At 36.6% G+C, this 21,118-nt stretch carries 16 protein-coding genes; 3 read left to right on the forward strand and 13 right to left on the reverse strand.

Annotation, left to right across the window (positions count from 1 at the left end; translation table 11 throughout):
- The first annotated feature begins 74 nt into the window (after positions 1-74).
- Positions 75-1,094 (forward strand): zinc-binding alcohol dehydrogenase family protein, encoded by a 1,020-nt coding sequence (locus tag BAU23_RS26090; protein ID WP_000643753.1) that lies wholly within the window; start codon positions 75-77, stop codon positions 1,092-1,094.
- 136 nt (positions 1,095-1,230) lie between these two features.
- On the opposite strand, the gene BAU23_RS26095 is transcribed toward BAU23_RS26090, so the two are convergent.
- The 11 genes from BAU23_RS26095 to BAU23_RS26150 form a co-directional block, all read right to left on the reverse strand.
- Positions 1,231-2,622 (reverse strand): amino acid permease, encoded by a 1,392-nt coding sequence (locus tag BAU23_RS26095; RefSeq protein WP_001284401.1) that lies wholly within the window; start codon positions 2,620-2,622, stop codon positions 1,231-1,233.
- 355 nt (positions 2,623-2,977) lie between these two features.
- Positions 2,978-3,190 carry a hypothetical protein gene (locus BAU23_RS26100; protein WP_016130010.1) on the reverse strand — a complete coding sequence of 71 codons (213 nt, stop codon included), beginning with the start codon at positions 3,188-3,190 and terminating at the stop codon, positions 2,978-2,980.
- Positions 3,191-3,336: 146 nt separating this feature from the next.
- Entirely contained in the window at positions 3,337-5,106 is a 1,770-nt protein-coding gene (locus tag BAU23_RS26105) for a PAS domain-containing sensor histidine kinase (RefSeq protein WP_000877996.1), read from the reverse strand.
- Between the two features lie 986 nt (positions 5,107-6,092).
- Complete coding sequence (locus tag BAU23_RS26115; RefSeq protein WP_016130012.1) at positions 6,093-7,292, reverse strand: multidrug effflux MFS transporter; 1,200 nt, start codon at positions 7,290-7,292, stop codon at positions 6,093-6,095.
- A 356-nt stretch (positions 7,293-7,648) separates the two neighbouring features.
- Entirely contained in the window at positions 7,649-9,268 is a 1,620-nt protein-coding gene (locus BAU23_RS26120) for an amidohydrolase (RefSeq protein WP_071735479.1), read from the reverse strand.
- 107 nt (positions 9,269-9,375) lie between these two features.
- A complete protein-coding gene (locus tag BAU23_RS26125) occupies positions 9,376-10,731 on the reverse strand; it encodes an aspartate aminotransferase family protein (RefSeq protein ID WP_165615107.1) in 1,356 nt (451 codons plus the stop codon).
- A 30-nt stretch (positions 10,732-10,761) separates the two neighbouring features.
- Complete coding sequence (locus BAU23_RS26130; RefSeq protein ID WP_016130014.1) at positions 10,762-12,222, reverse strand: CoA-acylating methylmalonate-semialdehyde dehydrogenase; 1,461 nt, start codon at positions 12,220-12,222, stop codon at positions 10,762-10,764.
- Between the two features lie 183 nt (positions 12,223-12,405).
- On the reverse strand, positions 12,406-12,687 hold the full coding sequence (locus tag BAU23_RS26135; RefSeq protein WP_000464528.1) for a cupin domain-containing protein: 282 nt from the start codon (positions 12,685-12,687) through the stop codon (positions 12,406-12,408).
- 44 nt (positions 12,688-12,731) lie between these two features.
- The gene (locus tag BAU23_RS26140) at positions 12,732-14,150 is read right to left on the reverse strand and encodes an MATE family efflux transporter (RefSeq protein ID WP_000706163.1); all 1,419 of its coding nucleotides are present in this window, start codon (positions 14,148-14,150) and stop codon (positions 12,732-12,734) included.
- Positions 14,151-14,195: 45 nt separating this feature from the next.
- Positions 14,196-15,668 (reverse strand): aldehyde dehydrogenase family protein, encoded by a 1,473-nt coding sequence (locus tag BAU23_RS26145; protein WP_071735482.1) that lies wholly within the window; start codon positions 15,666-15,668, stop codon positions 14,196-14,198.
- A 13-nt stretch (positions 15,669-15,681) separates the two neighbouring features.
- Positions 15,682-16,968 carry an NAD(P)/FAD-dependent oxidoreductase gene (locus tag BAU23_RS26150; RefSeq protein ID WP_000517544.1) on the reverse strand — a complete coding sequence of 429 codons (1,287 nt, stop codon included), beginning with the start codon at positions 16,966-16,968 and terminating at the stop codon, positions 15,682-15,684.
- A 186-nt stretch (positions 16,969-17,154) separates the two neighbouring features.
- Between BAU23_RS26150 and BAU23_RS26155 the strand changes: the two genes are divergently transcribed.
- On the forward strand, positions 17,155-18,387 hold the full coding sequence (locus BAU23_RS26155; protein ID WP_000690185.1) for a MerR family transcriptional regulator: 1,233 nt from the start codon (positions 17,155-17,157) through the stop codon (positions 18,385-18,387).
- Between the two features lie 70 nt (positions 18,388-18,457).
- Here BAU23_RS26155 and bshB2 read toward each other — a convergent pair whose 3' ends face one another.
- The gene (gene bshB2, locus BAU23_RS26160) at positions 18,458-19,120 is read right to left on the reverse strand and encodes a bacillithiol biosynthesis deacetylase BshB2 (RefSeq protein WP_000439465.1); all 663 of its coding nucleotides are present in this window, start codon (positions 19,118-19,120) and stop codon (positions 18,458-18,460) included.
- A 15-nt stretch (positions 19,121-19,135) separates the two neighbouring features.
- On the reverse strand, positions 19,136-19,486 hold the full coding sequence (locus BAU23_RS26165) for a YojF family protein (protein WP_000407039.1): 351 nt from the start codon (positions 19,484-19,486) through the stop codon (positions 19,136-19,138).
- Positions 19,487-19,737: 251 nt separating this feature from the next.
- Here BAU23_RS26165 and BAU23_RS26170 point away from each other — a divergent pair, with 251 nt between their 5' ends.
- Positions 19,738-21,063, forward strand: coding sequence for an ArsB/NhaD family transporter (locus tag BAU23_RS26170; RefSeq protein WP_000401242.1), 1,326 nt, complete (start codon positions 19,738-19,740; stop codon positions 21,061-21,063).
- Positions 21,064-21,118: the final 55 nt, after the last annotated feature.

Below are 21,118 nucleotides of genomic sequence, written 5' to 3' on the forward strand. Positions count from 1 at the left end.
TACTTTTTTACATAACAATCTTTCCCCCCTATAATAAAAGAGAAAAAACTCTTACTTTAATGGAGGGAATAGAAATGAAAGCAATTGGTTTACATGAATACTTACCTATTGAAGAAGAAAACAGTTTAATTGATATTGAAGTTGAAAGACCTGTTGCCACAGGAAGAGATATACTTGTTAAAATTAACGCTATTTCCGTTAATCCAGTTGATACAAAAGTTCGATCTCCGAAAGATAAAAAAGAAGAAGTAGCGAAAATACTTGGCTGGGATGCTAGTGGTGTTGTTGTGCAAACGGGCGAAGGTTGTACGTTATTTCAAGAAGGCGACGAAGTGTTTTACGCTGGAAGCATTACGAGACAAGGTACATATAGTGAATACCATTTAGTTGATGAAAGAATTGTTGGTAAAAAACCAAAAACGTTAAGTGATGCTGAATCTGCAGCAATTCCTTTAACAGCCATCACAGCGTGGGAAGGTTTATTTGAACGTTTAGGTATTGATTATAATAAGAAAGATACAAATACATTCAAAAACATTTTAATTATTGGCGGAGCTGGTGGTGTTGGCTCGATTGCTATTCAATTAGCAAAATGGGCTGGACTGAATGTAATCACAACTGCATCCCGCAATGAAACGATACACTGGGTCGAAAAATTCGGTGCCGATTATATCGTTAACCATCACCAACCTTTAAAAGATCAAATATTAGAGTTTGGGCTAAAAGATGTAGATTATATTTTCTGCTTAAACAATACAGATCAACATTGGCAAGCAATATGTGACCTCATTAAACCACAAGGAAAAATTTGCTCTATCGTAGAAAATGAACACCCTCTTGAAATGGGGATTTTAAAAAGTAAAAGTGCTACATTCGTTTGGGAGTTTATGTTTACAAAAGCGATGTATGAAACTGGTGATATGATTACGCAGCACGAACTATTAAATAAAGTGAGTGAGCTATTAGATGAAGGTATTCTTCATACAACTTTAAACGATACGTTAACACCAATTAATGCAGAAAACCTAAAAAAAGCACATGCATTGCTTGAAAGTGGACGTACAATTGGGAAGATCGTAGTAGAAAAATTTTAATCATATTAAATTTTCCTAAACTACACGACAGTGTATGAAATTATATCAACGATTCGACAAGACATATCGGTTTACCGGCAAAAAAACAACAATAAGAAAAGGCTGTTCATCTGGAACAGCCTTTTCTTTACTGACTTTATTTACTTGAAATCCCTTGATCATCTTGAGCGTCTAACGGAGCTCTCTTCCCTATTCCGAAAGCATAGAAACTAATTGTTACGATAGCTAAGAAAACAATACCTACAATTAGTGAAATACGAGTATCATCGTTAAACCACATACCGATTAATACCATAATTAAAAAGGCAATTGTTAAATAGTTTGTAACAGGAGCAAATGGCATTTTGAACGGATGATCTTTCATCGCTGCTCCTTTTTCTTTTCTAAAATTAATTTGACTAATTAAAATGACAAACCATGGCACCATACCAGGAAGTACACTCGCACTATATACATATACGAATAAGTTTTTTGGAGCGATATAACTTAAAACAACACCAACCGCTAAACCGATAATTACACCAACTGTACCGAATAAAGGTACACCGTTACTAGAAATCTTCGTAAAGTATTTCGGTGCTTGTCCATTTACACCTAATGTATAAAGCATACGCCCAGCACTATAAATACCACTGTTACAACCAGACATTGCTGCTGTAATAACAACGAAGTTAATAAGTCCCGCAGCTGCTGTAATACCAACTTTCGCAAAAGTTGCTACGAACGGACTACCAATTGAACTTAATTGATCCCAAGGATAAACAGTTACAATAACGAAAATAGCACCAATATAGAAAATTAGAATACGCCAAATTGTACTTTGAATTGCTCTTGTAAGTGTCTTCTTCGGATTTTTCGCTTCACCAGCAGTAATCCCGATTAATTCCACACCTTGATATGCTCCAACTACAAGTGATAAGGCAAAGAAGAATCCTGAAAAACCACCTGTGAAGAAACCACCATTTTTCCATAGATTAGATATACCAATTGCTTCTCCTCCGTTCCCAATTCCGAAGAAAATGAGACCGAATCCGGCAATAATCATTAATAAAATCGTAACGATTTTAATCATCGCAAACCAAAATTCAAATTCACCAAACGACTTAACCGAAATTAAGTTGGCAGCACCAAGAATGACCATTGCGATAACACCAGGTATCCAAGCTGGTAAATCTGGGAACCAATAGTTCATATACGCTCCAACTGCGATAATCTCTGACATCCCAACGATAACCCACTGGAACCAGTTACTCCACGCTGTCATATAACCAGCTAGCGGATGAATGTACTTGTGACCAAATGTCGCAAATGAACCTGTGCTTGGCTCCATATACAACATTTCTCCCATGGCACGCATAATGAAGAAGATAAAAATACCTGCAATCGCATAGGCAAGCATTACTGACGGACCTGTCCATTTAATCGTGCTGGCTGACCCCATAAACAAACCAACACCAATCGTTCCGCCTAAAGCGATCATTTGAATATGACGTGCTTCTAAGCCCCTTTTCAATTCTTTGTTTGCCACTTCATTTCCCCCTCTTAGATGATTCATAGCCGCATTTAAAGTAAGATGGTGTACCCTAATTCTTCTTTGGTCTGAAAATGATGAAGCGAGTATCATTTTTAGCGCACTTAAAAGTTGTCCTTTCCTTCTTATTAAGTCGTAAAAGCTTCTTCATTTTCCTCCCTTAGCAAAATTGTAAAATTGCTTATTTTATAATAATTCATTTATCTGAAAAATACAATTACTTTTTCTGGCAGATTGTTATATACGAATCGAATACAATTCATCGTCATATTAGTAACTAAATATATAGATAGGTGACAAAAATAAAAGGAACACTACTTTTGTTTTAAAGTAGTGTTCCTTTTTTTATAAACTATTTAATTATAAAAGATAAAACCCCTATAATTATACAAGCAATCCCGCTTAAGAATTGTCCCAGTCCCGCTGTTTCTCCCAAAATCAAGAAATTAAAAATATTTTTTCTCGTTTGTGTTTTTCCTATAAATGCTTCATCAGTTTTCATTCTGTATATCCCCCATAGTACTAAGACTACGCCAAAAAGTATAAATAATAGTTTTAAAATCATCGTATAGTTACCTCTGTTCAATATATTTTTTATTTATCCCTATTAAATCCAATTTCTATTCCTGATCAAATTACTTCATACCACCTATGTTTCTACAAGATAATAGTTTAATTTTTCATTTTAAGAGATTTATTTACTAGTTATAATTACATGCTATTTGGACTAACATCACCAACTGAGTCACCGTTATAAATTGGGAAAAACAGAGTAACAGTAGTTCCTTTCCCAACTTGGCTTTTTATACTTATTTTCCCACCATGACTTTCAATAATTCGGTAACTCATCATAAGCCCAACACCCGTCCCTTTTTCTTTTGTACTATAAAAAGGTTCACCTAGCCTTTTTATTCTTTCTGAAGGAATACCTATTCCTTTATCTAAAATACTAATCTTAATCTCGGTACTATTATGTTTTTTCACGCTTATAATGATCTCTTGACCATTTTGTATAGCCTCAATAGAATTTTGTAAAATACTATAGAAAACTTGTTTTAATTGAATTTCGCAACACTCAACTAATAAGTTTTCAGCATCCACATTTAATGTAATACGAATATTCTTCATTATTGCTTGTGTACTTATTAAGTCCACTACATTATCTAATATAGTACAAAGGTTTTTAGGCTCAAATACTGCAGCATTCGGTTTTGCAATAGATAAAAACTCTTGAATAACCTTTTCAATACTACTGATTTCTGAAAGTATTAGGCTTAAACATTCTTTATCCTTTCCTACTTCCTGTTGCAATAATTGCATGAACCCTTTAATTACTGTTAATGGGTTACGAACTTTATGAGCGACCCCAGCTGCCAATTGCCCTACTGCATTAAGGGTGTCCGATTTCTTTAATAATTCCGTCGTTATTGTACGCTCTGTAATATCACGCACAATAATCATAATTTTATCCTCAAAAAGCGGTAAAAGTCTTGCTTCAAAATAATAAATCTCATCATCTAGTTGTAGAGAATAATCTATTAATACAGGAGCGGACGAAGTTTTTATTTGATTAATAGCCTTCTCAAATTGCTTTATAATAGGAACTGGTAATATCTCTTGGAATTTCTTTCCTATAAATTCTTCAATTGGAACATAAAATTTGGATACAGAATTTACTTTACAATCCTTAATGGTCCCATCAAGTTCTGACAAAAAATACAAATCAGGAATCGCTTTAAAAATTAATTCTAGTTCATTCGAGGTTTGTTTAAGTTTCTCTTCCATCCTCTTACGCTTAGTTATATCAATTCCAATTGCTCCGACATTCCATCCTAAAGTTGGAATACTATGTAAAATATTGGACCACATAATAGTTTTTATCTCACCATTTTTACATGTGATATCCATCTCCCAATCTCTAAAATCGTTACGATTAGGTCTATAAGGATGTAGCAATTTCATCACTTTTGGATTGTTAATTATTTCATCTGCATTATATCCTGTTACTAATTCACATTCCCGATTCCACATAATAATATTTCCTTTTTCATCAATAGCATTAATCATAATCGGCATATTTTGTAATATACTGCCTAAACAATCTCCCTCATGATTTGTTATCGCATTCATTTGTGAATCTTTTTCATGAATTTTTTTAAGGTGTAATTGTTGTGTTGCCATCTCTTCAATTAGATTTGCAATGCATTTAAAATGTGTTATGTGAGAATCCGCAATAACCTCTTTATTCATACTTGCTCCTATAACAAAACTTGCTATATGTTCATTCTCAATAATGATGGGAATATGCATTTCTTGGGGCGTTTGGATTCTTTGGTTATGAAAAAAAGGGTCACCTTTGGTAAATATAACATTTTGATTATTATCAAGGAGACAGAATGGAACTTTAGTTAAATTATAAAATTGCTCTGTTATACTCTTAAACTTGTCTATACTTATAAGATCTTTAAGTGTGTATTTCATTATTTAACCCATCTCCTTTATATTTACTATATCTTTAAGAATCCCAATATAAATTTTCAAACTAGAAACAATTCCCTATTACAATGATGTATTCATTATGAAATACCATAGGATCAACCATATACTTGTATAGAGTAATAATACAAAGGTTTAAACTATAACAAGGGCCGCAAATCTTTCTTGTTTCACCTAAATAAAAATCAATTGTATTTCTTTTTGGATCAACGGCACGCTATAAGTAAATCTATTTTCCTCTTACTTTTATATAGACTATTTAATTCTGAATCATACTTATAAACTTAATTTATAATCTTTGTACAAACAAAAAATAATCTATATTCCCCCTATTACCTTTACTAATTTTACCATTTATAAACTAAGCAATTACTGATATCGTTGTAATCAGAATCATTACACCGTTTCATCATTCCTATCAGATCTCGAAATCTTATGTTGTATTATATCTATCATCTTAAAATGAGCATAAATTTTTGATTAATAATGTTTTCATTTAAATGCTATTGGTTTATTCATACGATTTCCCTTTATGTTTAAATCCATAATATGAGTATGTCCAAGTTTGATAATACATTTTTATTCACCAAAATTTTTTGTCCCCTCCTAAAGACATTTTTTCATGCTCTCCTACGTAATATAAGTCTATTTTGATAACAAAAATAGCTTTTGTAACTTTTGTAACTGATTTTGTAATTAATGAAACCAAACATAAACCAAACGAAAACGAAGCATAAACCAAATATAAACCAATCATAAACCAAACATAAACCAAACACAGAACAAACACAGCCCAATGCCAGGTTTTAGATAAAATCTTATATCTCCCCACATGGTAACTATATTCACAATTTATTGTAGATGATTAAAAACAATTGCTAAAAAATCTCTTGTTTAATAAATAAAATTTGTAAAACTGTAGTACTAAAAAGAGAGTCTCATTTTTCAATGAGACTCTCTTTTTTATATATTTAAACAGAATTTCCAGCTCTATCATTCCAAATAAATACTCGAGTGAAAACTACCATAATTACTACAATAACTAAAAAATATAGGGGCATGACTATTAAGGAACCTGTATGAAGCTGGCTCATTCCCCAAATCGTTATCGTCACTATTATATAATAGCCTAGGCTAAATAAGGCACCTGCAGTACCAATGACATCTTGAAAATCTACTAATGCTAGACTGAGACAGTTAGGTAACGCTATCCCAATTCCGAATAGTAATATAAACATCGCTACTAAAAATCCAATCATATATATTATGTTTGGATTTGATCCAAATGAAGTAATAACAGTTAAGAGGATAGCTCCCCCTGTCATTACAAGACAACCGATATATATAATTTTCTCTGGTTTATAAGTAGCAAGTAACCTTTTTGAAACTTTCGCTCCAATAATAGAAGCTGAAGCAACAACAATTCCTAGAAACCCGTACATACTAGGTGATAACTGAAAGTATTCGATAAAGATAAACGGCGCTTCCGCATAATAGCTAAATAAAACACCATTCGCTCCTCCAATTAATAACCCATATGTTACTACTTTCGGATTTGTAATTAACCTTTTCAATACTGAAAACACATTTATTTTATCAGTTACTGCGCCCGTTTTTGTTTCCGGAAGAGAAACAAACGTATACAGCAAAATCCCAACACTCATAACAACTAAACTTAAAAATACTATTTTAAATCCAAATATTTGATCAAGAAAGCCACCAATTAACGGTCCTATCGCTGGTGTAAAGGCAATAACTGCTGAAATTTGAGCAAACATAACATGACGTTTATGCCCCTCTACACTTTCACGAAGAATCGTTTGTGTCACAACTGAACCAGCACTTGCTCCAAATGCTTGAATAAAACGACTAACCAATAAAAATTCAATTGAATTTGCAATATAGCATAAGAAACTTCCAGCGCCATATACTACAATTCCAAATAACATTGCTGGGCGACGACCAATTATATCTGATAACCATCCAATAAAAAATACACCTAAAGCAAATCCAGCAAAATAAACACTAAGTGTTAGCTGTACCTCATTATTACTTACTTGCAACGCCTTTGAAATGTCCGGTAAAGACGGTGTGTAAATCGTTTCACTAATTTGCGGAAATGCCACCAGAATGATCATTAACCAAAGTGATGGTACTGAGACTTTTTTCACTTTTAATACCCTCCTATAACTTTGAAAATCTCAGAAATGAATAGACTTTCTTAGCTACGGAACAGGAGGGGCCATTATAGAAATTCGATCATAAAACAACAAAGAAAACACCTCAATTACGCATGTTAATACTTATAGGAGGGTAATATTAACATTGATTTTAAAATATAGTCTTTCAATTATATGATAGGTTGTGTTCGTTTTCTAGTGTTCATGATCTGAATATTTGTTAGTACACGAATGTCCTTTCAATTCTCTCGGAAAATTAATACGATTTAAAAAGCACAACTAAACAACTAAAACGCCCCTTCAATTGTTAAAATCAGTCTCACAATTGAAGGGGCGTTTTTTTATTGCTAAATTTTCACTGATTGTTCTTTTTGATAGATAATTTCACCATCAATAATTGTCGTTTCTACTTTTAAATCTTTAATTTCGTTTGGATTGACACTTAAAATGCTGTCATTTAATATAACTAAATCCGCCAGCTTTCCGACCTCTATGCTTCCTTTTATCTCTTCTTCAAAACTCGCATAAGCACCATTCCATGTGTATAGTTTAATAGCTTCCATTACGCTTATAGCTTGATTAGCACCAACCTCTATTCCAAACTTGGTTTTTCTATTGACAGCAACATGAATTCCTAATAAAGGATTATAGTCAGTAACTGGTGCATCCGAACTACCTGCTGCAATGATGCCACGATCAATAAAATCACGAGCAGCGTACATGTGATTCACACGATCGCCATAATGCTGGACATATATCTCTCCAAATTCATATGGAAATGGAGGGTTTGGAATTGGAACCATCTCTAGTTTTTTCATTCTCTCTTGTAAATCCGGTGAAGAAATTCCCGCGTGCTCGATTCGATGGCGATGATTTTTTCTTGGTGATTCCTCTAGCGCCCTTTCTACACAATTCAAATACATTTCAATAGCTTTATCACCTTGTGCATGTACAGTGATTTGATAACCTTTTTTATGCGCTTCACCTAAAACCTTATAGATTTCTTCCTCACTATAATAAAGAATGCCGTAATTGTTAGGGTCACTTGAATATGACTTACGGGTTGCAATTGTAGGGCCAGTGCTACTTCCATCTGTAAATAATTTAGCTGGTCCAACTTTGAATCTCTCATCTCCGGTACCAGTTACCACACCAGCTTCGACCATTTTATTAACAAATTCATGAGAGTTATTTATTTGACATATCATTGCATATATTCGAACACGAATATCCTTACTCTTCACAGCTTTTTGTAGTAAACGAAAACTTTCAGGGCCATCTCCACCTGCGTCATGTATACTTGTAATGCCAGCTGCAACGAAATGATCTGATGCAATTTTCACAGCCTTCATCATTTCACTTTCTGTATAACTTGCAACTTCGCTCATACTCATATTTGCTGCTTCAATTAACTTTCCTGTAAGCCTCCCTTCCTGATTTTTTTCAATAACTCCCCCACTCGTGTTCGGTGTGTTCTCGTTAATTTGCGCAATTTCTAATGCTTTGCTGTTCACCACGCTTATGTGGTGACAAGTACGGGTTATAATAATAGGGTGTTCAACTGAAATTTCATCCAGCTCAGTAATTGTTGGATAACGCTTTTCCTTCACAGCGGTTTCATTAAAGCCCCAAGCACGTATCCATTCACCTTTTGGCGTTTCTAAGGCCTTCTTTTTCAGATCATCTAACAAAGCATCGATAGAATCAATATGTTCAGCTTTACAACTGACAGCCAACTGATTTAGTCCATGAGAAATGATGTGAAGATGGGAATCAATGAATCCAGGAAGAAGTGTTTTTCCTTGCAAGTCAATTACATCCGTTTTTTCTCCTATAAAACTCTTAACCTCCTGATTTGAGCCAACAACTACGATATGATTATCTTTTATTGCTACAGCTTCGACTACTGCATTCTTTTGATCTACTGTAATAACTTCTCCATTTATCAATACAACATCAGCTTTCATAAACTCAACCCTTTCGGAATTACTCTTTTTGAGTAATTCATTCAGTATTTAAAGTTATATCTCCTAATAGGCTCATCCGCTTTTTAACAAGATTTATCAATAATTAATTAAAGTTGAGCTAAACATTCTTTCATTGTTTTAACGATAAAAGTAAAGTCTTCCTCTGTGATGCTTAATGGAGGTGCAAGCTGCAAAATATTATTGTAACCTGCAACAGTGTCACCATTTTTACCAATAATTAGACCTTTTTCTTTACAAGCATTGATGACTTTGTTTATCTTTTCAATGGAAGCCGGTTCTTTTGTTTGCTTATCTTCCACTAGTTCAATACCTAAAAGAAGGCCTTTTCCGCGAACATCTCCTACGTTTGGATGCTCTTTTACATCTTCTAGTTCATATAACAGTCGTTCACCCAATTCTTTGGAACGTTCAATGAGTTTCTCATTCTCCATAATTTCTAAATTCTTCAAAGCTAAGGCGCAAGCAGCAGGATTTCCTCCGAACGTATTTACATGGCGGAAGCGATCATAATCATCACTGCCTACGAATGCCTCATAAACCTCTCGTCTAACTGCTGTTGCTGACAAAGGAAGATACGCACTTGTAATACCTTTTGCCATTGTAATGATATCTGGTTTGACGCCATAATTCATAAATCCAAACGGCTTCCCTGTTCGTCCAAATCCACATATAACTTCATCACAAATGAGCAACGCACCATGCTTCTCGCAAATTTCTTTTACTTTTTCCATATATCCATCAGGAGGCATTAAAATTCCGCCCCCAGTAATGATTGGCTCCATAATCACACCGGCTACTGTTTGGCTTAACTCCCATGTCATGACACGATCGATTTCCTCAGCACTTGCCAGTGTATGAACATCCTCTGGATTGCGATACGTATCAGGCGGTGCTACATGCAAAAAACCTTGTCCTAATGGCTCATATTTATACTTTCTTTGTGCTTGCCCTGTTGCTGCAAGAGCACCCATTGAGTTACCGTGATAAGCGCGGTAGCGGGAAATAAACTTATAGCGTCCATGATCACCTTTTTGCTGATGATATTGACGAGCAATTTTAAATGCTGTTTCATTTGCTTCTGATCCACTGTTAGAAAAGAAAATGACGTATTCATCATCCAGCCATTCATTCAATTTCTCTGCTAATTTAATGGCAGGAACATGACTTTGTGTCAGAGGGAAATATGGCATTTCTTCAAGTTGCTCAAATGCCGCTCTTGCAAGCTCTTTTCGGCCGTATCCAACATTCACACACCAAAGACCAGACATACCGTCTAAATAACGGTTTCCATCAATATCCGTCACCCATGCCCCTTCTGCTTTTGTGATAATTAAATTCGTTGGACTAGGGGCCGCTCCTCTCATCGCATGCCAAAGGTACTTTTCATCTGTTTTTTTCAAACTTTGTGTTTGCTCTGTCACTTGCACAATCATCAGCTCCATTCTATTCTTTTATGATTTCACATGAATCTTTTAATAACGAGCCGTAAGCATTTTCTTGCGAGTATAGAATTCTACGCCATCTTTTCCATTTGCATGGAGATCACCGTAGAAAGATTTCTTATAACCTGAGAATGGGAAGAATGCCATTGGAGCGGGAACTCCAAGATTAACCCCAAGCATACCTGCATCAATTTCTTCACGGAATTGACGAATAGCTTTCGCACTATTTGTGTACAGACATGCACCATTTGCGAATGGTGATGCATTAGCAACATGAATTGCTTCCATCAAGTCTTTTACGCGTACTACAGAAAGAACCGGTGCGAAAATTTCATCTTTCCAGATTTTCATTTCCTGTGTCACATTGTCAAAAATCGTTGGACCAACAAAATAACCTTGGCTGTTTGCTGCATCGTCTTCACGTCCGTCACGAATAAGTGTCGCTCCCTGCTCTACTCCGGATTGAATGTATCCAAGTGTCCGCTCTTTATGTCCGTCACGAATAACAGGACCAAGGAACACACCTTCTTCCAAACCATTACCAATCGTAATAGCATTTGCCTCTTGAAGCAGTCTATTAACAAGCTCATCTGCAACGTCTTCTTCCACGACAACAACTGCCGCTGCCATGCATCGTTCACCAGCTGAACCGAAAGCAGCATTTGTAATTTCTTTCACTGTAGAACTAAGGTCCGCATCTTTTAATACGATTGAATGATTTTTTGCCCCCGCAAGAGCTTGTACACGTTTACCGTTAGCTGCTGCTGTTTTATATATATACTCAGCCACAGGTTGAGAACCAACGAAAGATACAGCTTTTACATCGTCATTGTCAAGAATGCCGTTAACGACGTCATGTGCACCATGTACAATATTTAGTACTCCATCTGGAAGTCCTGCTTCTTTAAACAGTTCAGCTATACGATTAGCCAATAGCGGTGTTCTTTCAGATGGTTTTAATACAAACGTATTTCCGCATGCAATCGCGAGTGGAAACATCCAGCATGGTACCATCATCGGAAAATTAAATGGCGTTATTCCTGCGATTACTCCGATCGGGTAACGATACATCCCTGATTCAACACCAGTTGCAATATCGGGAAGTTGCTCTCCCATCATTAAAGTTGGGGCACCTGCGGCAAATTCAACACATTCAATCCCCCGCTGTACTTCACCGTATGCTTCCTGATAACTTTTTCCATTTTCCAAGGTTACGAGCTTAGCTAACTCTTCCCAGTTTTCAATCAATAGCTGTTGATAGCGAAATAGAATCCGTGCACGCCGAGGTACAGCGATCTTTCTCCATGTTTTGAATGCTTCTTTCGCAGTTGCTACAGCTCTATCTAAATCTTCTTTAGTCGAAAGAGGCACACGAGCAATAATCTCTCCTGTTGCTGGATTTGGTACATCTTCAACTTGCTTACTTGTGGATTCTATCCATTGTCCGCCAATATAATTTTTCAACGTTTGTACATTTTTCGTTACTACCATGGTGAAGCCTCCTATTTTAAGATAACCATCCTATGTTATTGCACCTAAAAAGAAAGCGTATTCATTAGGTGGTATATAAACTTATTTACATACATTTCTTCAACATTACTACTCTAAATTTCTTATCCATTTCACACGCAGGAGTAGTCATCTGCTTAGCATTTGTCAACTCCCCAGTTCACATTATTTCAGAATAATCTCGTGGTTCATTTTATAATTCTTTTTCAAGAACACTGGGCAATCCCATTCACAAACAAGATCCTTAGCCAAAGAAACGACCCAGTCTTTTGTGATATGATACTTTTTCCCATCAACAGTAATAAACACTTCACCGTCTGTCACATAGAAAACTTCCTGTTCCTCTACATGCCAAGTACCTTTATTCGGTTCGCCTATCCATGGTTCCCATGTGTAGGCACCTAGTTGCTCTGCTTCTTCTGCTGTAAGTTTTTTCGCAAAAAACATGAAAATCCTCTCTCTTTCGTATTGGTAATTTTGAAGAAATAAGTCTATAAATCTACCGTCTTAACCTTTGGATCTTTTAAACGTTTAAACTCTTTCGTCATAAAGTATATGGCAATAAGAACACCTGGAATTTCTGCAGCAGGAGCGGCGTACCATACACCTTCTACGCCCCAGAATTTCGGGAATATAAATAGAAACGGTAACATGAACAACAATATTTTACTTACACTAATAAACGTTGCGGACCAGTTTCTCTCTTGTGATTCGAAATAACCGGAGATAAGCAAGCTGACTGCACTAAGCGTAAACAAACAATTGAATACAACTGTCGTCCAAATGCCCAGTTTTTGCAATTCAGGATTACCACCGGAAAAAAATGACACAATTGGATCTGCAAAAATGATTAGTATAGTTGTCACAATCACAAAGAAGGAAACTGTAAAAATGAGTCCCATCTTAATTGCTTGTTTCACACGATCAAGGTTGCCTGCACCGTAATTATAACTAATAATCGGTTGAAGTCCTGTCATCCCACCGAGCGCTGCTAAGGCGAGGAGATTTGTAATATAACCATTTTGAATCGTGAAAGCTGCAACGTGCAGACCACCACCGTAGCTTTGCAGTAAGTTATTGGTGAAAATAATCGCAATAAACATCATGAACTGACTCGAGAAAGATGCAAACCCCGTCCAAACTACTTCACCAATTTTCTTAAAATTAATCATCATGTCTTTCATTTTTGGTTTAAGTTTTGTTTTACCAAACCAGAAATAAAAGATTAAGAGAACAGGAATCGATTGCGAAATCGTATTAGCCCATGAAGAACCCATCATCCCCATGTCATACTTCACTACCATAATCCATTCCATAATCCCAGCAACAACCGCTGCAACTAACCAACTGTTCATTGATAATATAGGTTTTTCATCGATATTAGTTAAAATACTTAATACAACGGCCAATATCGTTAATGGTAACGAAATCCATAGCAGTCGGCTATATTGCACCGCATACGGAAGTGCTTCATCACTTGCTCCAAATAAAATCATAATATCATTTTCAAAGGCCAACCCAAGTATAGCTAACAAAGAAGACAGGAAAAGAGTAAACCATAAAGTTTGTCCCATAATACTTCTAGCTTCTTCGATTTTCCCTTTCCCCAGTCGAAGTGAAATGACCGCTCCGGCCCCCACCCCCAAAAGAACACCAATCATTCGGGTAATAACCATGACCGTAAATCCAATTCCGATCCCTTCGATTTCCAGCTCCTGAAAGCCACTGACGAAATAGCCATCGATAACCGATACAACCCCTAGAATTACGTTAGCCATAATTCCTGCCAAAGCAAACCGTAAATATAGTAACGGAATACTTTTGGTTCCCAGCACTGAATCATCTATCGGTTTATTCATTACTTCTCGTTTCTCTATTTTCGATGACGGACGGTTGTCCACTATTTTCATGAGCATATCCCCTTACAAATAATTTATATAGCAAGTTAAGCTCAATTAATTCGCATACCACCCTACCGGATTTGCATGCTGGTGGATATTGATTTGCTTCGTTTCCATAAAGTGCTCCAGTCCGACAACACCTAACGCTCTGCCGATACCACTTTGCTTATACCCTCCCCAAGGGCCTTCAACATAAGCGAGATGATAACTATTAATCCAAGTAATTCCCGCACGTAATTTACTAATGACACGTTTTGCTCGGTCCATATCTTCAGTAAATACAGCACCGGCTAATCCATAAATGGAATCATTCGCTTTTTGGATGGCATCTTCCTCATCTTTAAATTTCTGTACAACAAGAACTGGACCAAAAATCTCTTCCTTAACAATACACATATTCTCATTTACATCAGCGAAGATGGTTGGTGCAATGAAAAAACCTCGATCAAGCCTATTTTCTGTTAGGCGCTTACCACCGCAAACTAATTTTGCACCTTCTTCGATTCCTCTCTGGATATAATGTAAAACTTCATTCATATGAGACTCAGTTGTGAGAGCTCCCATTTCAATGTTCTCACTTTCCCCGTTGCCAACTACAATTTTGTTCGCACGCTCGGCCAATCTTTCAACAAACTTATCGTAAATAGTCTCTTGTACAAGCAAACGAGATGCAGCTGAACAAACTTGCCCAGCATTGTGGAAAATGCCAAACATCGCATTATCGACTGCGGTTTCAAAATCCACATCGTCGAACACAATAAGTGGAGATTTCCCACCTAGTTCAAGTGTGATTTTTTTCATATTGCCCGCAGCTGCGCGCATAATACTTTGACCTGTTTTTGTTCCACCGGTAAAGGCAACTTTGTCAACATCATGGCTCTCTGCAAGCTCATTCCCAACCTTTGATCCAGGTCCCAATACTAAGTTTGCCACTCCGTCTGGCAGTCCAATCTCTTCAATAATTTCAAATAATTTGTATACGCTTACAGGAGTGACGTCAGCAGGCTTAATTACAATTGTATTTCCTGCGGCAAGTGCAGGAGCAATTTGCCAAACTGCTAACATAAGCGGGAAATTCCAAGGTACAATAAGTCCACAAACACCAATCGGTTCATGAATAATAATCGTTTCCGAATCATCCTCGCGAGTGTAAGATTCTTTTTTCATGCCTTTAATCAGGTCAGCATAATAGCGGAAACATTGAATTGATACAGGAATATCTACATAGTTTGTTGCACGAATAACCTTACCGTTATTTTCAGTTTCCAAACGGGCAATTTCAGCTGTCTTCTCTTCAAGACGGTCTGCAATCTTATATAGATAGTTAGCTCTTTCATCAGCCGATAAGTTTGACCAGATTCCGCTGTCAAACGCTTTACGCGCTGCCTTGATTGCTATCTTCGCATCATCCGCCGATCCATGAGCAGACGTTGCGATAACCTCTCCGGTTGCAGGATTGATAATGTTTCGTCTAGCACCCGATAATGCTTCTACCCATTTCCCGTCAATGAACATGTTAATTTTCATAAACACCTCTCCTTTACGCGATAATATCTACGAGTTTGAAACCAATATGTGCTATATTGACCAGCATCGTTTTCTGATTATAGAATGGGAATGATTTAAGGCGTTCTTTTTCAAATCGATATCCACCTGCACTCCCCGTAACGATCCATTGTGCCAATAACTTACCAAACAATGTCGAGAGAGACGCGCCATGCCCCGTATAACCCGTTGCAAAATATGCGCCTTCTTTGGATCTACCGATAACCGGAAACGTATCAATTGTTACCCCAATAAATCCACCCCAACGGTAATCAATCTTGCTTCCTTCTAGTTTTGGCATTATTTTAACCATGGCATCGTAAACATTTTGATAAACAGCATCACCTAAGTTTGGACGAATATCGCCACCGCCAAATATGATCCGATTATCTGGTGTACGCCTGAAATAGTAAAGGAAACTGCTTGTATCAAAAACCATGCGATCTTTAGGAATGACGGCATTCACTAGTGATTCTGGAAGCTGTTCAGTACCAATAATACGTGCCGAAATTGGCAGTACACCTTTATTCAATTCAGCCATAATTTTTCCGGAGTAACCATCTGTAGCGACAATAATGTCTTTCGCTGTAACAGTACCTTTTTCTGTAATAACTTTCACACTATTTCGGCCGTACTCAATAGATAGTGCTTTCGAATGCTCAAAGATTTTTGCACCGATCGATTTAGCTGCTTCTCCCAAACCAATTGCATAGTTCAGTGGTTGGAACGAGTAACTCGAGTCGTCGACTAAGCAACCATAATATTGCGGGGAATCAATTTCTTGATGCAACTGACTTCGATTAAGCACGCTACATTCATATCCAAAATTTTTGTTTAAGTATTCACTTTCAAGTTTCAACCCTTCAAAATGCTTGGCTTTGTAAGCCGCCACAATGTGACCTGTCTTTCTGAAGTTACAGTTGATTTGATGCTCGTCGATAATGTTTTTAACTAGTTCAACACTAAGCAGAGAAAGATCGTTAAGCTGCCTCGCCTCTTCGGCACCATACTTCTTGGCAAGCTCCTGCATCGTTGACTTATAGCCTGGCAATACCATCCCGCCGTTGCGACCGCTTGCGCCATATCCGATTGTTTCCTGCTCAAGGACAATGACACTCTTCCCTAACTTTTGCAAATGATATGCAGAAGAAAGACCTGTGAAACCTGCGCCAATAATGACAACATCCGCTTCTTCATTTCCTTCAAGAGGTTTTCCTTTTTCATAGCTGTTTGCAGTCGCTTTCCAAAGTGAGAGAGTATCCATTCGATCCATTTTACCCATAGCTAATCCTTCTCCTTTCGTGACATGTATGTTACAATACACTCAAAAATATTCAAAATATTCACATTTATTGAATTAATAATATGACTTGGAGTTTCCTCCAAGTCAATAGCCATTTAAGGGTTTTTTGAATTCATTTTGCGAAAAAAATGGAGTAACTCCATTTTTTTCATTGGGGGGACATCTATGAAAATTGGTACATTTGCGAAGCTTTTTCATGTTACAACTGATACCGTACGTTATTACATTGAACTAGGATTATTAATACCAGACAAAAAAAACACCCAGTATCATATGAACCAATCGTGTTTAGACGACATGGCTTTTATTACTGAGCTGAAAAAATTTCATTTTTCATTGATAGAAATCCAACGAATTTTATCGTATCGTCGTGTCACAAACTTCTCGGACCATGAGGATATCGACTACTACAACAACTTACTCATTGATAAAAAGAACGAGCTGAACATTAAAAAAGAAGACATATCAAAAGCGATTCAATTGATTGAAAAAGCGGTTCAAACTAGCTCACCTTCACAAAAAGAAGAGAATATTACAGGAATCCCGCTTGACTTTGTAAATCTACTCTATTGTCCGAAGTGCCGCATTCCACTTGAAATGAAAGATGTAACAATTAAAAAAGTCTACATTAACACGGGGAGTTTAACTTGTAGCTGTGGATATGAAGCAGCTATCGAGGAGGGTATTATCATTACCGCGAACTTGTACGAGACGTCACCTTATCCATCTTATTTTTACGATAAAGAAACGATTAAAGAGATTAATCCCAAAATGATTAACTTATTTGAAAAAAGTAATTTTCAATTTCAAAAAGTTCTACAAAATATAGATTTAAAAAATAAATTAGTCGTGGAAACGAACGTTGACGCTTTTGTGTCACTACCGAAATATATCGATATTCTTGAACCGAGCGCATCCTATGTATTCAGTGGCTATTCGCTTGCAATGCTTAAGAAGGTGAGAAATAGAATTGAGCGTATGAATCCGAAGCCACGCGTCCTTTATATTTTGAATTCCGATTTAAATCTGCCATTGAAACCGCTTAGCATCGATGTTTTTGTGGATAGTTTTACAATAACTGATTTTTCACTGCTCAACCCAGAGTTCCCAAGTCACGTTCTAAAAAACTATTTACATAACAGTTCAACAATTGTCGGTGGATACTCGTATTATGATAACTCGGCCAAATCCTTGAAAAATATTTCAGCCTTATATCCAAATTCCCATGAGCATATTTTACATCCAAAATACTTAGAAGAAAATTTATCAGTTAACGGATTTCAAATCATGCAAAATGAAAATATTGGTTACTGTACAGATCCAGGACCTTATTTCGATTATCATGTAAGAGACGAAAAATTCCACATGCTCATGTATTTGGCTAGTACGAAACAATAGCACAAAAAAGCGCCATCACAAGTGACGGCGCTTTTTCTATGTAAGAGCTACTAGAAGGTACCCTTCTAGCCTACTCCCATTTATAAGTCCAAAACTGTTCAAGTTGCAGCCATTTTAATGTTGCTGCGTCTTTGTTTTTTATTTTTGCATGTGTTTCTTCTAGCATCGCTTCTGTTTGTGAACGATGCGCGCCTAGTGCAGCTAATTTATGTTCAAATACTTCACTAATATTATTTACAACATCCGGTTCACCGAGTACTGCTTCTCGATTTCTCGTAATCGCAACCGCATGAATGGCTGGACGTTCTTCTTTTGGCATACGTGATACAGCGCGAACTACAGCGCGGCCAAATGCATCATGATCTGGATGTACCCCGTGTTCTGGATAAAATGTAATAATTCGAGATGGATTTACTTCTTGAATAATCGCTTCGATTTTATCTGCAACAAAATCAACATCTTCAAATTCTAACGTTTTATCATGGAAACCGAGCATTCTTAAATCTTGAATCCCCATCGCTTCACATGCATCTTTTAATTCTTTTTCACGGATATTTGGAATCGTTTCACGGTTAGCGAATACGTTTTTCCCCATGTTACGTCCCATTTGTCCAAGAGTACCACATGCGTACGTTACAGGTACTCCTTGATCTGTTAATAAGCGAATTGTTCCTCCCGCAGCAAATGCTTCATCATCTGGATGCGGAAATACAACAAGTACATGTCTCTCCATAAGTTTCCCTCCTTCTTACTTAAATGGCGTTAAGCTTAGCTCAAGCGCTACCGCTAAGCGGCCTTGGTTATCATGCCCTGCTAGTAATAAACGCTCTTTATCGTCTACTTCCCAGTGCGTAATGCCTTCTGCATATACCCAGCCATGATCCATTTTTAAACCAACTCGGTATGGATTTGTTCCAGTTATTTTCCCACGCTCAAAGCGAATAATCGCATTTCGAATGAATGCTCCAACTGTCATCATCTTTTCATTAAAGTGTGACGCATACGCTCCGTTCGTCGTTTCTAAATGAATATATACATCTTTATTTACAAAACGTTCAATTTCATTTTGAATAAGAGAACTATCTTTTACTATTTCCATCGGAATTCACCTCTTTAAACCATTTTACGCAAAAATAATGTAAATTGCTATCTCTATATTAGAGGACAACGCCCACTTTTCCTAATAATTTGCACTGTGTTTTTTATATTTTTTATATGATATGTAAAAATCATATTTTTTCCTTCACTTTGTTAAATAGTTTTCTTTCTTTTTTGAATTTGCTACAATATAAATTACGCAGAGGGATGCATTTTTACAATTGAATACATACTTTAAAGAAGGTGACATGTTTGGAACATTCAGCACATGAAGTAGCAAATTGGCAATATTATTTTGCAATTGCCGTATTTTTAGTCACGTACGGATTTATTATTTCTGAGAAATTGAATCGTGCTGTAATCGCACTATTCGGTGCTGCTATTATGATTATTTTTGGAATTGTAGATTTACATACTGCTTTCACATCACATATTCAATGGGAAACAATCACCCTTTTAATTGGGATGATGATTCTCGTACATATTACGAGTCAATCAGGCGTGTTTGAATTCGTGGCCATTAAAGCGGCTAAAGCAGCTGGCGGAAAACCAATCCGCATTTTATTATTGCTATCCCTATTAACCGCTGTCGGTTCTGCATTTTTGGACAACGTAACAACCGTATTATTAATCGTACCTGTTACACTGTCTATTACACGTATTTTAAAAGTAAATCCTGTTCCTTATTTAATTTCAGAAGTGCTATTTTCAAACATAGGCGGAACAGCAACATTAATTGGTGACCCGCCGAACATTATGATTGGATCAGCTAATAAGCATTTAGACTTTAATGCCTTCTTACTAAACTTAGCTCCCATCGTAATTATTATTTCTATCGTTACACTTGGCATTATTTACTTCATGTATCGTAACAAACTAAAAACAACACCTGAGCAAATCGAAAAATTAATGGCATTAAATGAAAAAGATTATATTAAAGATCAAAGCCTCCTATTAAAATCCATTTCGATTTTAGGACTAACTATTTTAGGCTTTGTACTTCATTCTATTATTCATGTAGACGCTGCCGTAATTGCGATGACAGGTGCTACACTTCTTATGCTAATCGGCGTGAAAGAGCATGATATTGAAGATGTATTTGCCCACGTTGAATGGGTAACTATTTTCTTCTTCGCTGGACTATTCGTTCTAGTTGGCGGGTTAATTGATATCGGACTTATTTCTTCACTCGCAAAAGAAGTAATCGACGTAACAAATGGTGATATCGGTTTCGCTGCTATACTTATCTTATGGGTATCTGGTATCGCATCTGCGACAATTGACAATATCCCATTTGTCGCAACGATGATCCCTCTTATTCAAGATTTAGCTACTGGACTCGGGCTATCTGTCGATTCCCCGCAAATCGAAGTACTATGGTGGGCTTTATCACTTGGAGCTTGCTTAGGAGGAAACGGAACCTTAATCGGCGCATCAGCAAACGTAGTCGTTGCTGGTATTGCAAAACGTGAAGGACATGGGTTCTCTTATATGGACTTCTTAAAAATCGGTTTCCCCTTAACGATCATTGCGCTATTGTTATCACATGCTTATATATATTTACGTTATTTAATGTAAAAGTTGTATTATATGAAATTATATCTTCAAACAAAAAAGGTATGCAGCACTACGC

This window comes from Bacillus nitratireducens, assembly GCF_001884135.1.
GTDB classification, from domain to species: domain Bacteria; phylum Bacillota; class Bacilli; order Bacillales; family Bacillaceae_G; genus Bacillus_A; species Bacillus_A nitratireducens.

Coding starts and splice junctions, on each gene's coding strand:
- BAU23_RS26130 (WP_016130014.1), bottom strand. CDS start 12,222: ATGGTAGTAACGAAAAATGTACAAACGTTGAAAAATTATATTGGCGGA.
- BAU23_RS26165 (WP_000407039.1), bottom strand. CDS start 19,486: ATGGAAATAGTAAAAGATAGTTCTCTTATTCAAAATGAAATTGAACGT.
- BAU23_RS26125 (WP_165615107.1), bottom strand. CDS start 10,731: ATGGAGCTGATGATTGTGCAAGTGACAGAGCAAACACAAAGTTTGAAA.
- BAU23_RS26105 (WP_000877996.1), bottom strand. CDS start 5,106: ATGAAATACACACTTAAAGATCTTATAAGTATAGACAAGTTTAAGAGT.
- BAU23_RS26145 (WP_071735482.1), bottom strand. CDS start 15,668: ATGAAAATTAACATGTTCATTGACGGGAAATGGGTAGAAGCATTATCG.
- BAU23_RS26120 (WP_071735479.1), bottom strand. CDS start 9,268: ATGAAAGCTGATGTTGTATTGATAAATGGAGAAGTTATTACAGTAGAT.
- bshB2 (WP_000439465.1), bottom strand. CDS start 19,120: ATGGAGAGACATGTACTTGTTGTATTTCCGCATCCAGATGATGAAGCA.
- BAU23_RS26135 (WP_000464528.1), bottom strand. CDS start 12,687: ATGTTTTTTGCGAAAAAACTTACAGCAGAAGAAGCAGAGCAACTAGGT.
- BAU23_RS26100 (WP_016130010.1), bottom strand. CDS start 3,190: ATGATTTTAAAACTATTATTTATACTTTTTGGCGTAGTCTTAGTACTA.
- BAU23_RS26150 (WP_000517544.1), bottom strand. CDS start 16,968: ATGGGTAAAATGGATCGAATGGATACTCTCTCACTTTGGAAAGCGACT.
- BAU23_RS26155 (WP_000690185.1), top strand. CDS start 17,155: ATGAAAATTGGTACATTTGCGAAGCTTTTTCATGTTACAACTGATACC.
- BAU23_RS26140 (WP_000706163.1), bottom strand. CDS start 14,150: ATGAAAATAGTGGACAACCGTCCGTCATCGAAAATAGAGAAACGAGAA.
- BAU23_RS26090 (WP_000643753.1), top strand. CDS start 75: ATGAAAGCAATTGGTTTACATGAATACTTACCTATTGAAGAAGAAAAC.